Genomic DNA, 16,495 nt, shown 5'->3' with positions numbered 1-16,495 from the left:
CGCTAAGATGACAGTGTGATGACGATCATAGGCCAGCTGTCACAGAGCGCGCATCTTTTCCGCGATCGACCGCAGGAAATCGGCACGAGCCTCCGGCGTCGCGCGGTTCATGTCGTACTTCGCCAGATAGCGCGGCCGTGCGGTGGGGTGGCAGACCGCTCGCAGCGCCCGGCAGACTACCTTGCGCGGCGGGTCGCCCATCAGCAAGGCACGCCAGCGCGAACCGCCATAGGTGGTCACGGCCGCGAGCTTGCTGATGTTCCAGAGATTGGGGCTGACCTTGCCGTCGACCATCTTGAACGACACGCCCGGCAGGAAGACACGGTCGAAGAAGCCCTTGAGGATCGCCGGATAGCCGAAATTCCAGACCGGGAAGCACAGCACCAGCGCTTGCGCCTGCCGCACCCGCTCGACATAGCCGGCAACCGGTTGCGTGTTGGTGGCGAGATCGTGGTAGCCGACGCGCTCGGCCCGGCTCAACACGGCATCGAAGCCCTCGGCATAGAGGTCGCAATCATCGACCTCGTGGCCGGCTGCGCGCAAATTCTCGACCACCGTCGCATGCAGGGCCGCACCAAAGCTTTCAGGATTCGGGTGGGCGTAGAGCACCAGTACGCGCATCCTTAGCCGACCCCGGCTTCGGACAGGCTGCGGAACAGGAAGGTGCCGCCAGCCTTGTAGTCGTAGGAGGGATCCTCCCAGGCGATCATCTTGCCGGGGTTCAGCAGGCCCTGCGGATCGGCCTCGCGCTTGAAGGCGAGCTGGGCTTCGTCGGTCTGCTTCATGCCGCCCTCCTCCAGCGTGTAGCGATGCGGATTGAAGATCGGCGCGCCCATCTCCTCATGGATCGCCATGATTTCCTCCAGCCGCTCCTCGGTGGTGAAGCGCACCAGCGGCAGGCCGAAGCAGGTGACCTTGCCGTCGAAGCGGACGAATTCGAGATGGCAAAGCACCTCGTCGCCGAAGCGCGCATGGATCCTGTCGATCAGCTCGACCTGGTCGGGGAACGGATAGAGCACCTGCAGATAGGTGATCGACGGATCGACCCGCAGCGCGCGCAGCGTCGTGTGGTTCCAGCCGAGTTCGTAAGCCGGCGGCAGGCCCTTGGCCTCCTCTACGGAAAGCTTGTCCGAGCGCAGCAGCAGCTCCGAACCCTTGAACCGGCGCGCATAGGCAAGCAGCGACTCGACCGCGAAATCGGCGACCATCACGATCACCAGATGGCTGTCGCGCGGCAGGAACTTGCGGTGACGCAGGAAGTAGTCGTGCGGCGCCGGGGCTGCGACGACGCAGAGGTTCTTCAGCGCCAGCCCGTCCTGCTCGCCGAGCTGATTGGCGAACTCGGTCGCGGCCCGAAGCGAAGGAAAGCCGATGATCGCATCGACCCAGTCATAGGCCGGGGCCAGCGGCATCTCGACCTCAGTGATGATGCCGTTCGTGCCATAGGCATGGGCGACCTTGTGCAGATCCTCCCCGCTCAGTTCGAGAATGCGCGGGCTTGCCTCCATCGTCGCGACCTTGAGCCGGATGATGTTGCCCCAGTCACGCAGTCCGCCCCATTTGATCGAGCCGACGCCGCCCGAACCACCCGCGATGAAGCCGCCGATCGACGCCGTCTGGTAGGTCGAAGGATGCAGGCGCAGCTCCTGCTGCGAGTGCTTGCGCGTCTCCTCGTCGATCCGCGCCATCACCGCGCCGGGCTCGGCGACATAGCGGCCGTGCTGGATGTCGAGCACCTTGTTGAAGCCCGACAGGTCGAGCAGCACCCCGCCCGACAGCGGCATCGCCTGGCCGTAATTGCCGGTGCCCGTGCCGCGTGGCGTGACCGGGATATCGAGCGCATGGCAGGCGGAGAGCACCTCCAGCACCTGCGCCTCGCTCGAAGGCGAGACCACGATGTCGGCGGTCACCTGCTCGAGCTGGCGCTTGAGCACGGGCGAGTACCAGAAGAAGTCGCGGCTCTTCTGCTTCACCAGCGCCGGGTTGTCCTCTGTCTTGATCGCGCCTAGGCGCTGCTTGAGGGCGGCGATGTCGTAGCGGCTGGTCATGCGCTCTTGCTCATCAGGTGATCCAGTTCGCGATGATCCGGCAGCGTCGTATCGATCGCCCTGCCATCGACCAGCACGGTCCGGTCGGCCTGCGGGCGGGCGAAGAACTCCGTCCAGTCACGGGCACGCGTCAGGATCAGATCGGCCGGCCCGCCCGGCGACAGCACGCCCCGGCCCTCCTCGCCCATGACCGACGCCGGCGTCCGCGCCACGGCATTGGCCCAGTCGTTTCCGGCATGGTCGAGCTGGAGGATGCGGGTGCCCTCGCGCAGCACCTCGATCAGGTCGAGATCGCCATAGGCGTAGAACGGGTCGCGCGTGTTGTCCGATGCGATCATCACCGGCACGCCGGCCGCCTTCAGCTCATGCAGCGCCATGACGCCTCGCCAACGCGGCGTCCGCCCCGGAGCGCGGTCCTGCAGATACATGTTGCACATCGGCAGCGAGACGACGGCGATGCCGGCCGCCTTGACCTTGGCGATGATCCGCGCCTCGACCTCGGGTTCCTGCAGCGCCAGCGAGCAGCAATGCCCGGCCAGGATGCGGCCCGAGAAGCGATGCCGGATCGCGGCATCGGCGATGTTCTCGAGCGAGCGCGCCGCGGGGTCGTTGGTTTCGTCGACATGGAAATCGAGATCGAAGCCGTTCTCGATCGCCGTGCGGAAGACGATGTCGAGGGCATCGTCCAATTCCGGGATCATGTAGCTGACGCAGCCGAACAGCCCGTCGCCATGCACCTTCACCGCCGCGACGACATCGCGCATATGGGCTTCGTCGAGCGCGAACTGGATGCCGAACAGCGGCGAGGCCTGGATCGCGATGCGCCCCGCCCATTCCGCCCTGAGCTCTGCAAGGACAGGCCATGAAATGCCGATCTGCTTGCCGAGTGAATCGATATGCGTGCGAACTGCGGCCGTGCCGTGGGCGAAGGCGCAGCGCAGCCCAAAATCCATCCGCGCCCGCACGTCCGGCGCGGACCAGTTCGCCTCGCGGTCGGCCATGACGCTGTTCAGCGCCCCCATGAAGCTGCCGTCCGGGTTGCGCCGGCGCGGCCAGATATGACCCTTGTCGAGATGGACATGGCAGTCGACCAGGCGCGGCAGAACGATGCCGCCATCCAGATCGACGGCGTGGCCATCGTCATGCAGCCCATCGGTTCCCGCCGGCAGGATCGAGGCTATGCGGCCGGCCTCCACCGCAATGTCGACGAGGGCGAGGCCGTCCCGGTCGGCGGCGAGCCCGCCGGCATCGAGCAGGCAGAGCGGGGCGCGGGCGCGTGTCAGACGGTAACCGTCGGAGGCAGGAAGCGCAGCGAAGCCGGTCGTCACGGGGTCGGTGTCTCCATCGGCGTCTCCATCGGCTTTGGCCATGCACGATCGATACCGGCCGCCATGGGCGCGGGCAAGCCGGCGGCGCAGTTGAGACAGCGGGCGTCGCTTCCGGGCTTGTCGTGCGCGCGCCGATCGCGCATGAGGGCGGCTTCCCGCCGATGGAGACGTAGCTCATGCCGCAGGCAACCCTGATCGATGGAAAAGCCATCGCCGCCGCCTTGCGCGCCGAGATCGCGGCCGAGATCGCCGCCATCAAGGCGCAGCGCGGCCTCGTGCCCGGCCTGCATGTCGTCCTCGTCGGCGATGATCCGGCAAGCCGTGTCTATGTCGCCTCCAAGGAAAAGCTCGCCGCCGAAGCGGGCATGAACTCGGTCGCGCACCGCCTGCCGGCGGACACGAGCCAGGCCGATCTCCTCTCCAAGCTCGCCGAACTCAACGCCGACGACACCGTCGATGGCATCCTCGTGCAGCTGCCGCTACCGAAGCATCTCGACACCGAGGCCATTGTCGACGCCATCGACCCGGCCAAGGACGTCGACGGTTTGCACCCGGTCAATGCCGGTCGGCTGGCCGGCGGTAAGGCTGGCGGTCTGGTGCCCTGCACGCCGCTCGGCTCGATGCTGCTGCTGAAGCATGTCCTGCCCTCGCTCTCGGGGCTGGAGGCCGTGGTGATCGGCCGCTCCGAACTGGTCGGCCGCCCCGCCGCGCAGCTCTTGCTGCAGGCGGACTGCACGGTGACGATCGCCCATTCGCGCACGAAGGACTTGGCCGGCGTCGTGCGCCGTGCCGACATTGTCGTCGCGGCCGTAGGGCGTCCGCATTTCGTCAAGGCGGACTCGATCAAACCCGGCGCCACCGTCATCGATGTCGGCATCAACCGCATGCCCGACGGCAAGCTCGTCGGCGACGTCGATTTCGCTGAAGCGGTGAAGGTCGCAGGCGCCATCACCCCGGTCCCTGGCGGCGTCGGCCCGATGACGATCGCCTGCCTGCTGCGCAACACGCTGACGGCGTTCAAGGCGCGGCGAGACTGAGCCCCGAAACGAAGAAGAGCCGCACAGGGCGGCTCTTCTGGAACAGCTTGCGATGATGGCCACCGGCGGCGCTTGCGCAATGGGCAAGTGCCGCCAGCCGATCACATATGAATCTGGCGCTTCTCGACCGCCATCGCCGCTTCCTTGACCGCCTCGGCCAGCGTCGGATGAGCGTGGCAGGTCCGCGCGAGATCCTCCGACGAGCCGCCGAATTCCATCAGCACGGTCACCTCGGCGATCAGGTCGCCGGCATGGGGTCCGATGATGTGGCAGCCGAGCACCCGGTCCGTCGTGGCATCGGCCAGCACCTTCACGAAGCCGTCGGTATGGCGGATCGCGCGGGCGCGGCCATTCGCCGTGAACGGGAACTTGCCGACCTTGTAGGCGATGCCCGCGGCCTTCAGCTCTTCCTCGGTCTTGCCGAGCGCGGCGACTTCAGGCGCGGTGTAGACGATGCCGGGGATGGCGTCGTAATTCACATGGCCGTGCTTGCCCGCGATGATCTCGGCGACCGCGACGCCCTCGTCCTCGGCCTTGTGCGCCAGCATTGGCCCGCGCACCACGTCGCCGATGGCGTAGATGCCGGCGACATTGGTCTTGAAATGGTCGTCGATCACGACGCGGCCGCGCTCGGTGGCGACGCCGACCGCATCAAGCCCGAGCCCGTCCGTGTTCGGACGGCGGCCGATCGCCACCAGCACGATATCGGCCGAAAGCGTCTTGGCCTCCCCGCCGGCGGCCGGCTCGACCGTGACGGTCGCGCCCTTCTTGCCGGTCTCGACCTTGGTCACCTTGGAGCCGAGATTGAACTCGAAGCCCTGCTTGGTCAGGATGCGCTGGAACTGCTTGGCGATCTCGTCGTCCATGCCGGGCAGGATCCGGTCGAGATATTCGACGACGGTGACCTTGGCGCCGAGGCGGCTCCAGACCGAGCCGATCTCGAGCCCGATCACGCCGGCGCCGACGACCAGGAGCTCCTTCGGCACGGAGCTCAGCTCGAGCGCGCCGGTCGAGGTCACCACCGTCTTCTCGTCGATCTCGACGCCGGGCAGGCCCATCGCCTCGGAGCCGGTCGCGATGACGATGTTCTTGGTCTCGAGTTCCTGCGTCTTGCCGTCCTCGGCGGTCACGACGACCTTGCCTGCGGCCGGGATCGAGGCGGTGCCGTGGAAGGGCTCGATCTTGTTCTTCTTCAGCAGAAAGGCGACGCCGTTGACGTTGGCATCGACGGTCTCCTGCTTGTGGGCGAACATCGCCTTCAGGTCGAGCTTGGGCTTGCCGACGACGATGCCGAGCTTCTCGAAGGTGTGGCCGGCCTCCTCGAACATCTCGGAAGCGTGCAGCAGCGCCTTTGAGGGGATGCAGCCGACATTCAGGCAGGTGCCGCCATGCGTCTTGCGCTTCTCGACGACGGCGACCTTGAGGCCGAGCTGCGCGGCGCGGATGGCGGCGACATAGCCGCCGGGGCCGGTTCCGATGACGACGAGATCGTAGGACATCTTGGTTCTCTCGATGGGTTCAGACGAGGGATCGGGAAAGGGTCGGGACCACGCTGCCGGACGCCGGCATATCCGTAACGGAGGACATGAACGTCTCCTTCCAGTTCAGGTGACCGCGCGTATCGCCATCAGCAGGAGACCGACGATGGATGCGATCCAGACCAGGGTGCGTAGATAGGGCACGCCGGCCAGGTACAGAGGCAGGTAGGCCACGCGTGCCGCCAGCCAGAGCTGCGCACCGGCGACACCGATTCCATCCGCGCGCTGCAAGACCATCAGCAGCAGCGCGAGCAGCCCGAAGGCGGGAAATGTCTCCAGGTAATTGCGGAAGGCCCGGTCGGCCCGTCCCGCGAAAACCCCGGTTGGCTGGCTGCCCTCGTCGCGCGGCCCGGTGTTCCAGGCGGAGCCCCGTTCGCGGGTGACGGACCTCACCTGCACGGCGAGATAGAGCAGCAACAGGATGACGCTCGCGACGATCAGGATCGCCATCGATGCGCCATCCCGCATGGCGGGTGCTCCTCAGAGGTCCAGGACGAGGCGCGCCGGATCCTCCAGCGCCTCCTTGATGCGGACGAGGAAGGTCACGGCCTCCTTGCCGTCGATGATGCGGTGGTCGTAGCTGACCGCGAGATACATCATCGGGCGGATCACGATCTGGCCGCCGACCACCATCGGACGCTCCTGGATCTTGTGCATGCCCAGGATCGCCGACTGCGGCGCGTTCAGGATCGGCGTCGACATCAGCGAGCCGTAGACGCCACCATTCGAGATGGTGAAGGTGCCGCCCTGCATGTCCTCGATCTTGAGGCTGCCCTCGCGGGCCTTCTTGCCGAGCTCGCCGATCTTCTTCTCGACACCGGCGATGGAAAGCTGGTCGGCATCGCGCACGACCGGCACGACGAGACCCTTGTCGGTGCCGACGGCGACCGCGACATGGTAGTAGTTCTTGTAGACGATGTCGGTGCCGTCGATCTCGGCGTTGACGGAGGGGATCTCCTTCAGCGCCTGCACGCAGGCCTTCACGAAGAAGCCCATGAAGCCGAGCTTCACGCCGTGCTTCTTCTCGAACACGTCCTTGTACTGGTTGCGCAGCGCCATGACGTTGGTCATGTCCACCTCGTTGAAGGTGGTCAGCATGGCCGCAGTCGCCTGCGCTTCCTTGAGCCGGCGCGCGATCGTCTGGCGCAGCTTCGTCATCTTGACGCGCTCTTCACGCGAGGCGTCATCGGGAGCCGACGGCGCCCGGACCTGAACCGGCGCAGCCGGAGCGGCAGCGGCGATCGCCGGGCCGGTCGCGATCGCGGCCAGCATGTCGCCCTTGGTGACGCGGCCATCCTTGCCCGAGGCGCTGACGCTCGACGGGTCGACGCCGCTCTCGGCGGCGAGGCGCGAGACCGCCGGGCCGGAATCGGCCGCCTTGGTCGCCGGCTTGATCTGGGTGTCGCCGGCGACTTCGCCGGTCTTCTTCTCGGCGGCGGCGACGGTCGCCTCGCCGGCCTTGCCCGCGGCCTGGGCCACGGCGGTGTCGGCCTTGGGGGCGGCAGCGGCGGCCTTGCCGTCGCCGGCCGCGATCGTGCCGAGCAGCGCGCTGACGCCGACGGTGTCGCCTTCCTTGGCGACGATCTCGCCGAGCACGCCGGCGGCCGGCGCGTTGACCTCGAGCGTCACCTTGTCGGTCTCGAGCTCGACCAGGGGCTCATCGGCCTTCACGGCGTCGCCCGGCTTCTTGAACCACTTGCCGATGGTCGCCTCGGAGACGGATTCGCCGAGGGTGGGTACGCGGATTTCGGTCGCCATGTCAGGCCTCTGTTTCGTGTCTTTGGTCTGGCGTTCGGATATCTGGAGCTCAGCCCGCGAAGGCTTCGTCCAGGAAGGCGTTGAGCTGGGCGACGTGCTTCGACATCAGGCCGGTCGCGGTCGCGGCCGAGGCCGGGCGCCCGACATAGCGCGGACGCTTCGACTTCGAGCCGGCATGGCCCAGAACCCATTCGAGATAGGGCTCGACGAAGGTCCAGGAGCCCATGTTCTTCGGCTCCTCCTGGCACCAGACGACGTCGGCGCCCTTGAAGCGCGACAGCTCCTGCGCCAGCGACTTCAGCGGGAACGGATAGAGCTGCTCGACGCGCATCAGGTAGACGTCGTCGATGCCGCGCTTCTCGCGCTCTTCCAGCAGGTCGAAATAGACCTTGCCCGAGCACAGCACGACGCGGCGGATCTTCGCGTCCTTGACCAGCTTGGTGGTCGAGTTGCCGCGCTCGGCATCGTCGTGCAGCACGCGGTGGAAGGTCGAACCCTCGGCCAGCTCGTCGAGCGCCGAGACGCAGCGCTTGTGGCGCAGCAGCGACTTCGGCGTCATCAGGATCAGCGGCTTGCGGAAGTCCCGCTTCAGCTGCCGGCGCAGGATGTGGAAGTAGCTCGCCGGGGTCGAGCAGTTCGCGACCTGCATGTTGTCCTCGGCGCACATCTGCAGGAAGCGCTCGAGGCGGGCGGAGGAGTGCTCCGGACCCTGACCCTCATAGCCATGCGGCAGCAGGCAGACGAGGCCCGACATGCGCAGCCACTTGCGTTCGCCCGACGAGATGAACTGGTCGAACACGACCTGCGCGCCATTGGCGAAGTCGCCGAACTGCGCCTCCCACATCGTCAGCGCATTCGGCTCCGACAGGGTGTAGCCGTATTCGAAGCCGAGCACCGCCTCCTCCGAGAGCATCGAGTTGATGACCTCGTAGCGGGACTGGTCGTCGCGGATGTGGTTGAGCGAGGTGTGACGGGCTTCCGTCTCCTGGTCGATCAGCACCGAATGGCGCTGCGAGAAGGTGCCGCGCTCGCAATCCTGGCCCGACAGGCGGACCGGGTTGCCGTCGAGCAGGAGCGAACCGAAGGCCAGCGCCTCAGCGGTCGCCCAGTCGATGCCCTGCCCGGTCTCGACCGCCTTGCGACGGTTGTCGAGGAAGCGCTGGATCGTCTTGTGGACGTTAAAGCCCGGCGGGACGGCGGTGATCTTCTCGGTGATCTCCTTCAGCACGGCGGCGGGAACGCCGGTCGCGCCACGGCGCGGATCGTCCTCGTCGGCGCGGATCGCCTTCATGCCGGCCCAGCGGCCGTCGAGCCAGTCGGCCTTGTTCGGCTTGAACGCCTGGCCGGCATCGAACTCGACCTCGAGCTTGGCCTTCCACGCGGCGCGCGCCTCGTCGAGCTCGCCGGCGGCCAGCACGCCTTCGGCTTCCAGCTTGGCGGCGTAGAGTTCCAGCGTCGACTTGTGCGCGCGGATCTTGCGATACATCAGCGGCTGGGTGAAGCCCGGCTCGTCGCCCTCGTTATGGCCGAAGCGGCGATAGCAGAACATGTCGACCACGACCGGCTTGTGGAACTTCTGCCGGAACTCGATCGCGATCTTGGCGGCGAAGACGACCGCCTCCGGATCGTCGCCGTTCACATGGAACACCGGGGCCTCGACCATCTTCGCCACGTCGGACGGATAGGGCGAGGAGCGCGAATAGCGCGGATAGGTGGTGAAGCCGATCTGGTTGTTGATGATGAAGTGGACCGAACCGCCGGTGCGGTGGCCCTTCAGCCCGGACAGGCCGAGGCACTCGGCCACAACGCCCTGGCCGGCGAAGGCCGCGTCGCCATGGATCAGCAGCGGCAACACCTTGGAGCGCTCGACGATGTCGCCGAACTGGTCCTGCTTGGCGCGCACCTTGCCGAGCACGACGGGATCGACGATCTCGAGATGCGACGGGTTGGCGGTCAGCGAAACGTGGACGTTGTTGCCGTCGAACTCGCGGTCCGCCGAGGCACCGAGATGGTACTTCACGTCGCCCGAGCCCTCGACGTCGTCGGGCGCGAAGGAGCCGCCCTTGAACTCGTGGAAGAGCGCGCGGTGCGGCTTGCCCAGCACCTGCGTCAGGACGTTGAGGCGGCCGCGATGGGCCATGCCGAAGACGATGTCGCGCACGCCGAGCGCGCCGCCGCGCTTGATGATCTGCTCCAGCGCCGGGATCAGCGCCTCACCGCCGTCGAGGCCGAAACGCTTGGTGCCGGTATACTTCAGATCGATGAACTTCTCGAAGCCTTCGGCCTCGACGAGCTTGTTCAGGATCGCCTTCTTGCCTTCCTTGGTGAAGGCGATCTCCTTGTCCGGCCCCTCGATCCGGCCCTGCAGCCAGGCCTTCTGCTCCGGGTCGGAGATATGCATGAACTCGATGCCGACCGTGCTGCAATAGGTCCGCTGCAGCACCGCAACCATCTCGCGGATGGTGGCGAACTCCATGCCGAGCACGTTGTCGATGAAGATCTTGCGGTCGAGATCGGCCTCGCCGAAGCCGAAGGCGGCCGGCGACAGCTCCTCATGGTCGGTCCGGCTCTCGATGCCGAGCGGATCGAGCTTGGCATGGAGATGGCCGCGCATCCGGTAGGCGCGGATCAGCATGATCGCGCGCACGGAGTCGCGCGTCGCCTGCTGCACGTCGGAGGCCGACAGCGTCGTGCCGGCGGCCTGCGCCTTGCCCTTGAGCTTGTCGGAAACGACCTTCTCGACCACGGCCCAGTTGCCGTCGAGCGCCGAGACAAGTTCGCCATTGGCATGGATCGGCCAGTTAGGCTTGGTCCAGGAGGCGCCCTTGGCGTTCTGGACGATGGACTGGCCATCATCCTTCAGCCCGGCGAAGAAACCCTGCCACTGCTCGTCGACCGACTTCGGGTCGGCCTGGTAGCGGGCGTAGAGGTCCTCGATATAGGCCGCGTTGCCGCCATAGAGGAAACCCGTCTGCGCGAGAGCCTCGTTGATGTCCTGGCGAGCCATGGTCGTTTCTGCCTTTTCCTGCCTGCCTGCTGCCGCATCATGCCCGGGCCAGGCCCGAGCATCTCATTCCGATACTGACGTCTGGCGAGGGGCGAAAAGACCGGGCTGAACCGACCGTGACGCCCCTGCCTTGCCTCAGCCCTTCAACACCTCGACCAAGGTCTTTCCAAGGCGCGCCGGCGAGGGCGAGACCCGGATACCGGCCGCTTCCATGGCCGCGATCTTGTCCTCGGCACCGCCCTTGCCGCCGGAGATGATCGCGCCCGCATGGCCCATGCGGCGGCCGGGAGGCGCCGTGCGGCCGGCGATGAAGCCGACCATCGGCTTCTTGCGGCCACGCTTCGCCTCGTCCTTGATGAACTGCGCCGCGTCTTCCTCGGCCGAACCGCCGATTTCGCCGATCATCACGATCGACTCCGTCTTGTCGTCGGCCAGGAACATCTCGAGCATGTCGATGAACTCGGTGCCCTTGACCGGGTCGCCGCCGATGCCGACGGCGGTGGTCTGGCCGAGGCCTTCGCGGGTGGTCTGGAACACCGCTTCATAGGTAAGCGTGCCGGAGCGCGAGACAATACCGACCGAGCCGGGCTTGAAGATGTTGGCGGGCATGATGCCGATCTTGCTCTCGCCGGCGGTGACGACGCCCGGGCAGTTCGGCCCGATCAGGCGGGTCTTGGAGCCGACCAGCGAGCGCTTGACCTTGACCATGTCGAGCACCGGGATGCCCTCGGTGATGCAGATCACCAGCGGGATCTCGGCGTCGATCGCCTCGCAGATCGCGTCCGCGGCGCCCGGAGGCGGCACGTAAACAACGGACGCGGTTGCGCCGGTCTTCTGCTTGGCCTCGAGCACGCTGTCGAAGACCGGCAGGCCGAGATGGAGCGAGCCGCCCTTGCCCGGCGAGGTGCCGCCGACCATCTGCGTGCCATAGGCGATCGCCTGCTCGGAGTGGAAGGTCCCGTTCTTGCCGGTGAAGCCCTGGCAGATGACCTTGGTGTTCTTGTCGATCAGGATGGACATGGTTGCTCCTCAGGCCTTCTTGATCGCGGCGACGATCTTCTGCGCGGCGTCGTCGAGGTCATCGGCGGGAATGACGTTGAGGCCGGAGGACGAGATGATGTCCTTGCCTTCCTGGACGTTGGTGCCTTCGAGGCGAACGACCAGCGGAACCTGAAGGCCGACCGCCTTGACCGCGGCGATGACGCCGCGCGCGATGACGTCGCACTTCATGATGCCGCCGAAGATGTTGACCAGGATGCCCTTCACCTTCGGGTCGGCGGTGATGATCTTGAACGCCGCCGTCACCTTCTCTTCGCTGGCGCCGCCGCCGACGTCGAGGAAGTTCGCGGGGCTTTCTCCGTAGAGCTGGATGATGTCGAGCGTGGCCATGGCGAGGCCGGCGCCGTTGACCATGCAGCCGATCGTGCCGTCGAGCGCGATATAGGCGAGGTCATACTTCGAGGCCTCGATCTCCTTCTCGTCCTCTTCCGTCGTGTCGCGCAGCGCGACGATGTCGGGGTGACGATAGAGCGAGTTCGAGTCGAAGGAGATCTTGGCGTCCAGGCACTTGATCTGACCCTGCTTGGTCACGATCAGCGGGTTGATCTCGAGCATGTCCATGTCCTTGGCCACGAACGCCGCGTAGATCTGGCCGAGAACGGTGCCGGCCTGCTTGGCGAGGTCGCCGGAGAGGCCGAGGATGCGCGCCATGGCGCGGCCGTGATGCGGCATGATGCCGGTCGCGGGATCGACGGTGATGGTCTCGATCTTCTCGGGCGTGTCATGGGCGACCGCCTCGATGTCCATGCCGCCTTCCGTCGAGATCACGAAGGCGATGCGCGAGGTCGCGCGGTCGACGAGCGCCGAGAGGTAGAACTCCTTCTCGATGTCCGAGCCGTCCTCGATGTAGAGGCGGTTGACCTGCTTGCCGGCCTCGCCGGTCTGCACGGTGACGAGAGTATTTCCCAGCATCTCCTTGGCGTGGGCCTCGACCTCCTCGACCGACTTGGCCAGGCGCACGCCGCCCTTGGCGTCGGGTCCGAGCTCCTTGAACTTGCCCTTGCCGCGGCCGCCCGCATGGATCTGCGACTTCACGACGTAGAGCGGTCCGGGCAGCTTCTTGGCGGCCTCGACCGCCTCCGCCACCGTCAGGGCCGGGAAGCCGGCGGAGACGGGCGCGCCGAACTCCTTGAGGACGGCCTTGCCCTGGTATTCGTGGATGTTCATGTGCTCGGTTTCCCTGGAAGCGTATTTCGGGTGGCGAATGGGCGGGATGGCGGGCGCGCTGGTCGCGCGCCGTCACTCCGCCCGTTCTAGGTCACGCCAGTGACGAATCGATGGCCTTGCAGGCGTCGATCAGGCCCTGCACCGAGGCGACCGACTTCGCCAGCATCTCCTTCTCGGCGCCGTTCAGGCGGATCTTGACGACCCGCTCGACGCCCTTGGCGCCGATCACGACGGGCACGCCGACGAACATGTCCTTGACGCCGTACTGGCCCTTCAGCGCGGCCGCAGCCGGCAGGACGCGCTTCTGGTCCTTGAGATAGCTCTCGGCCATCGCGATCGCCGAAGCCGCCGGGGCGTAGAAGGCCGAGCCGGTCTTGAGCAGGTTGACGATCTCGCCGCCGCCCTTGCGGGTGCGCTCGACGATGGCGTCTAGACGCTCCTGCGTCGTCCACTTCATCTTGACGAGATCCGGCAGCGGAATGCCGGCGACGCCCGAGTAGCGGACCAGCGGCACCATGTCGTCGCCATGGCCGCCGAGCACGAAGGCCGAGACGTCCTTGACCGAGACCTTGAACTCATCGGCCAGGAAGTGGCGGAAGCGGGCCGAGTCGAGCACGCCAGCCATGCCGCAGATCATGTTGGGCTTCACGCCCGAGAACTTCTGCAGGGCCCAGACCATCGCGTCGAGCGGGTTGGTGATGCAGATCACGAAGGCCTTGGGGGCATAGGTCTTGATGCCCTCGCCGACCGCCTTCATCACCTTGAGGTTGATGCCGATCAGGTCGTCGCGGCTCATGCCGGGCTTGCGCGGCACGCCGGCGGTGACGATCACGACATCGGCGCCCTTGATGTCCTCATAGGACGAGGTGCCCTTGTAGCCGGCATCGAAGCCGTCGACCGGGGCGGACTCGGCGATGTCGAGGCCCTTGCCCTGCGGGATGCCGTCGGCGATGTCGAACAGCACGACGTCGCCGAGTTCCTTCAAGCCGGCGAGGTGGGCGAGCGTGCCACCGATCTGGCCGGCCCCGATGAGCGCGATCTTCTTGCGGGCCATTGCCTAGTCCTTTGTCCTGACGCTGCGAAATGCCGGAGAACCGGCGAAACCGTGGGCTTCTTTGGCCCAAGAGGCCCTTTTGCCGCAACCCTTGCCCTGCGCCTTCGGGGACGCCCGCGCAAGCCTGCTCGAATTCGGCGAGCCTGATGCGCCGCGAGCGTTTTCAACGGCTTGGCCGGCCCTTGCCGAGCCCATCACCAAGAATTGCACGAGAAAGCCGCAATTACAATTTACAGATTTTGTAATTCGTCACAGGAATTTTCAGACGATGCCGCCGGCCAGCACCCGCAAAATCACGCGGATCAGCGTCGCCAGGCGGACGTCGATCGAGGCCTGCGGCACGTCGGAATCCAGCTCCAGCGCGGCCGGATGGATGAAGCGATGCGTCGTGTCGATGACGAAGGCGATTGCCCGGTCGCGGTCGCGCGGCTCGAAGGCGCCCGAGGCGATGCCCTCGTCGATCACCCGCTCGAACAGCGCGCGCACCCGAGCCCGATTGCGCCGGCTGATCGCATGGCGCCTGGCCACCGCCTGGGACAGCGCCGTGAAGAGGTGCGGCTCCTCGGTCAGGAGGTCGCGATTGGCCTTGGCGAGCGCCAGGATCAGGCGCTCAAGCTTGTCGTCGGCGGGGTCGGGCCCGTCCGCGATGTCGGCGAGGCGCCGCTCGGTCGCCTTCAACCAGGCGTCGACGACGGCATCGACCAGCGCGGCGCGCGAGGGGAAGTAGCGATAGACATTGGCATGGGTCATGCCGGCTTCGTCGGCGACCGCGACCACCGTGAAGCGCTTCAGGCCGAACTGGCGCAGATGCTCGCTGGCCACCGTCAGGATACGCGTCTCGCTCGGCTCGCGCATCGTCATGGCGGTCAGGTCTCCACCAGCCCGCCGCTGTCGCCGCTGGCCGCCGAGTCGGCCCGGCCATGCGGCAGGCCGAGATAATCCTCGGAGCGCATCTCGATCAGCCGCGAGACGGTCCGGTCGAACTCGAACGCCTCGCGGCCGGACTTGGCCCGGTAGAGCTCGTGCGGCTCGGCCTCGGCCGATGCGACCAGCTTCACATGATGCTCGTAGAGCGCGTCGATCAGGATGATGAAGCGCTTGGTCTCGTTGCGCTGGTCGTCGGCCAGCACCGGGATCTCGTCCAGCACCAGCGTGTGGAAGCGCTGCGCCAGCGCGATGAAATCCGAGGCGCCATAGGCCTTGCTGCAGAGATCGGAAAAGCGCGCCCGCGCCACGCCGCCGGCGGCCTGCGGCACGACGAGCTCATGGCCGTTGACGTCGAGTACGAGCCTTTGCGCCTGCGACGCGCCCGAGAGCTTGCGGAAGGCCTGGTCGAGCGCGGCCTGCGCCGCCGCATCGGCCGGGACATGATAGACCGGCGCGCCGCCGAGCTTCTCCAGCCGGAAATCGGTGCGCGACTCCAGCTTCAGCACCTCGACCTTCTCGCTCAGCAGCTTGATGAAGGGCAGGAACAGCGAGCGGTTCAGCCCGCCCTCATAGAGCCGCGACGGCTCGACATTCGAGGTCGCCACCACGACGACGCCGGACGCGAAGAGCGCCGTGAACAGCCGCCCGAGGATCATCGCATCGGCGATGTCGGTGACGGTGAACTCGTCGAAGCAGAGCAGCCGGGTCTGCTCGGCGATCTCCGCCGCGATCGGGCCGATCGGATCGGGATCCTTGACCTCGCCGGTCTTGAGGCGCTGGCGATAGGCATGGACCCGGCCATGCACATCGGCCAGGAATTCGTGGAAATGCACCCGCCGGCGCCGCTTCACCGCGACGGAATCGTAGAACAGGTCCATCAGCATGGTCTTGCCGCGGCCGACCGAGCCCCAGATGTAGAGCCCCTTGGGCAGATCCTTCGGATCGGCCTTCTTGCCGAAGAGCCAGCCGAGCGCGCTGCTCTTGCGCGCCAGCCGGTGCGCCGCGAGCGCCTTCGCCAGGGCCTCCAGCCGCTTGACCACGACGACCTGCGCCGGATCGCGCTCGATGGCACCGGACTCGACCAGTGCGGCATAGCGTTCGGTGATCGAGGCTGTCATGCGGGCAGGAAGACCATGAGCGGCGGGCCAGCGATGCTGCGATGCGGGGACCTCCCGGTTACGGCAGCCCCGCCCGCACGGCAACCCCGCTACGGGCAAACCCCTCCCCCTTGTGGGGAGGGGCTCCCCGCGTTCGAATTGACCCGCTTCACGCACCGAAAGCCCCGTCCGGCCTCATGGCCGCGGGGTTTCGGGCGAATTCGTATCCAAGGGGATGCGCGGGGAGAGCGGGCGTCGCAGTCGACGGCTGCGTGCCGATGTCGATGTCGAATGTCTTAGTCGAAGCAGCGCCAACAGCCGCCACCCCGCCCCGCGCGCGGTTGTCTTTGGTGTCACTCGCCGCCGTTACGTCCCTCACGGACCGGGTTGCTGACGACCCGGGCGACGAAGCCCCTCCAGGCAGGGATGGCCCGCGACGGCCGCCTGCCTGAACACCGCACTCCACCCGGCCGCA

General features: G+C 66.7%; 13 protein-coding genes. 1 reads left to right on the top strand and 12 read right to left on the bottom strand.

All coding sequences use genetic code 11. The features are described 5' to 3' along the window. Positions 1-39: 39 nt before the first annotated feature. The 3 genes from VGN82_RS02945 to VGN82_RS02935 are packed head-to-tail and all read right to left on the bottom strand — an operon-like array spanning position 40 to position 3,418. Positions 40-621, bottom strand: coding sequence for an NAD(P)H-dependent oxidoreductase (locus VGN82_RS02945; protein WP_327525493.1), 582 nt, complete (start codon positions 619-621; stop codon positions 40-42). Positions 622-623: 2 nt separating this feature from the next. Further along, the gene (locus tag VGN82_RS02940) at positions 624-2,048 is read right to left on the bottom strand and encodes an FAD-binding oxidoreductase (protein ID WP_327525492.1); all 1,425 of its coding nucleotides are present in this window, start codon (positions 2,046-2,048) and stop codon (positions 624-626) included. Next, on the bottom strand, positions 2,045-3,418 hold the full coding sequence (locus tag VGN82_RS02935) for a cytosine deaminase (RefSeq protein ID WP_327525491.1): 1,374 nt from the start codon (positions 3,416-3,418) through the stop codon (positions 2,045-2,047). Before VGN82_RS02935 ends, VGN82_RS02940 begins: the two co-directional genes overlap by 4 nt. A 134-nt stretch (positions 3,419-3,552) precedes the next feature. Between VGN82_RS02935 and folD the strand changes: the two genes are divergently transcribed. Then, positions 3,553-4,413 (top strand): bifunctional methylenetetrahydrofolate dehydrogenase/methenyltetrahydrofolate cyclohydrolase FolD, encoded by an 861-nt coding sequence (gene folD / locus VGN82_RS02930; RefSeq protein WP_327525490.1) that lies wholly within the window; start codon positions 3,553-3,555, stop codon positions 4,411-4,413. 101 nt (positions 4,414-4,514) lie between these two features. Here the strand turns inward: folD and lpdA are convergent, their stop codons facing one another. The 9 genes from lpdA to zapE form a co-directional block, all read right to left on the bottom strand. After that, entirely contained in the window at positions 4,515-5,912 is a 1,398-nt protein-coding gene (lpdA, locus tag VGN82_RS02925; RefSeq protein ID WP_327525489.1) for a dihydrolipoyl dehydrogenase, read from the bottom strand. A gap of 105 nt (positions 5,913-6,017) precedes the next feature. Beyond that, positions 6,018-6,401, bottom strand: coding sequence for an MAPEG family protein (locus tag VGN82_RS02920; RefSeq protein ID WP_327525488.1), 384 nt, complete (start codon positions 6,399-6,401; stop codon positions 6,018-6,020). Between the two features lie 30 nt (positions 6,402-6,431). Beyond that, positions 6,432-7,709, bottom strand: coding sequence for a 2-oxoglutarate dehydrogenase complex dihydrolipoyllysine-residue succinyltransferase (odhB, locus tag VGN82_RS02915; RefSeq protein ID WP_327525487.1), 1,278 nt, complete (start codon positions 7,707-7,709; stop codon positions 6,432-6,434). Positions 7,710-7,758: 49 nt separating this feature from the next. Continuing rightward, positions 7,759-10,716 carry a 2-oxoglutarate dehydrogenase E1 component gene (locus VGN82_RS02910; protein WP_327525486.1) on the bottom strand — a complete coding sequence of 986 codons (2,958 nt, stop codon included), beginning with the start codon at positions 10,714-10,716 and terminating at the stop codon, positions 7,759-7,761. Between the two features lie 135 nt (positions 10,717-10,851). After that, a complete protein-coding gene (sucD, locus tag VGN82_RS02905; RefSeq protein ID WP_327525485.1) occupies positions 10,852-11,736 on the bottom strand; it encodes a succinate--CoA ligase subunit alpha in 885 nt (294 codons plus the stop codon). A gap of 9 nt (positions 11,737-11,745) precedes the next feature. Next, on the bottom strand, positions 11,746-12,942 hold the full coding sequence (sucC, locus tag VGN82_RS02900) for an ADP-forming succinate--CoA ligase subunit beta (protein WP_327525484.1): 1,197 nt from the start codon (positions 12,940-12,942) through the stop codon (positions 11,746-11,748). A gap of 91 nt (positions 12,943-13,033) precedes the next feature. After that, a complete protein-coding gene (mdh, locus tag VGN82_RS02895; protein ID WP_327525483.1) occupies positions 13,034-13,996 on the bottom strand; it encodes a malate dehydrogenase in 963 nt (320 codons plus the stop codon). Positions 13,997-14,257: 261 nt separating this feature from the next. After that, a complete protein-coding gene (locus tag VGN82_RS02890; protein ID WP_327525482.1) occupies positions 14,258-14,857 on the bottom strand; it encodes a TetR/AcrR family transcriptional regulator in 600 nt (199 codons plus the stop codon). Between the two features lie 5 nt (positions 14,858-14,862). Then, complete coding sequence (gene zapE, locus VGN82_RS02885; protein WP_327525481.1) at positions 14,863-16,041, bottom strand: cell division protein ZapE; 1,179 nt, start codon at positions 16,039-16,041, stop codon at positions 14,863-14,865. Between the last annotated feature and the right edge of the window lie 454 nt (positions 16,042-16,495).

The sequence above is a fragment of the Allobosea sp. genome (genome assembly GCF_035999205.1).
Taxonomy (GTDB): Bacteria; Pseudomonadota; Alphaproteobacteria; order Rhizobiales; family Beijerinckiaceae; genus Allobosea.
Note: the sequence above shows the minus strand (reverse complement) of the source record. Positions and strands in the feature narration are given on the sequence as shown.

What these genes read in the sequence shown, in the direction of transcription:
- VGN82_RS02945 (WP_327525493.1), bottom strand. Translation starts at nt 621, where the DNA reads ATGCGCGTACTGGTGCTCTACGCCCACCCGAATCCTGAAAGCTTTGGT.
- VGN82_RS02940 (WP_327525492.1), bottom strand. Translation starts at nt 2,048, where the DNA reads ATGACCAGCCGCTACGACATCGCCGCCCTCAAGCAGCGCCTAGGCGCG.
- VGN82_RS02935 (WP_327525491.1), bottom strand. Translation starts at nt 3,418, where the DNA reads ATGGCCAAAGCCGATGGAGACGCCGATGGAGACACCGACCCCGTGACG.
- folD (WP_327525490.1), top strand. Translation starts at nt 3,553, where the DNA reads ATGCCGCAGGCAACCCTGATCGATGGAAAAGCCATCGCCGCCGCCTTG.
- lpdA (WP_327525489.1), bottom strand. Translation starts at nt 5,912, where the DNA reads ATGTCCTACGATCTCGTCGTCATCGGAACCGGCCCCGGCGGCTATGTC.
- VGN82_RS02920 (WP_327525488.1), bottom strand. Translation starts at nt 6,401, where the DNA reads ATGGCGATCCTGATCGTCGCGAGCGTCATCCTGTTGCTGCTCTATCTC.
- odhB (WP_327525487.1), bottom strand. Translation starts at nt 7,709, where the DNA reads ATGGCGACCGAAATCCGCGTACCCACCCTCGGCGAATCCGTCTCCGAG.
- VGN82_RS02910 (WP_327525486.1), bottom strand. Translation starts at nt 10,716, where the DNA reads ATGGCTCGCCAGGACATCAACGAGGCTCTCGCGCAGACGGGTTTCCTC.
- sucD (WP_327525485.1), bottom strand. Translation starts at nt 11,736, where the DNA reads ATGTCCATCCTGATCGACAAGAACACCAAGGTCATCTGCCAGGGCTTC.
- sucC (WP_327525484.1), bottom strand. Translation starts at nt 12,942, where the DNA reads ATGAACATCCACGAATACCAGGGCAAGGCCGTCCTCAAGGAGTTCGGC.
- mdh (WP_327525483.1), bottom strand. Translation starts at nt 13,996, where the DNA reads ATGGCCCGCAAGAAGATCGCGCTCATCGGGGCCGGCCAGATCGGTGGC.
- VGN82_RS02890 (WP_327525482.1), bottom strand. Translation starts at nt 14,857, where the DNA reads ATGACGATGCGCGAGCCGAGCGAGACGCGTATCCTGACGGTGGCCAGC.
- zapE (WP_327525481.1), bottom strand. Translation starts at nt 16,041, where the DNA reads ATGACAGCCTCGATCACCGAACGCTATGCCGCACTGGTCGAGTCCGGT.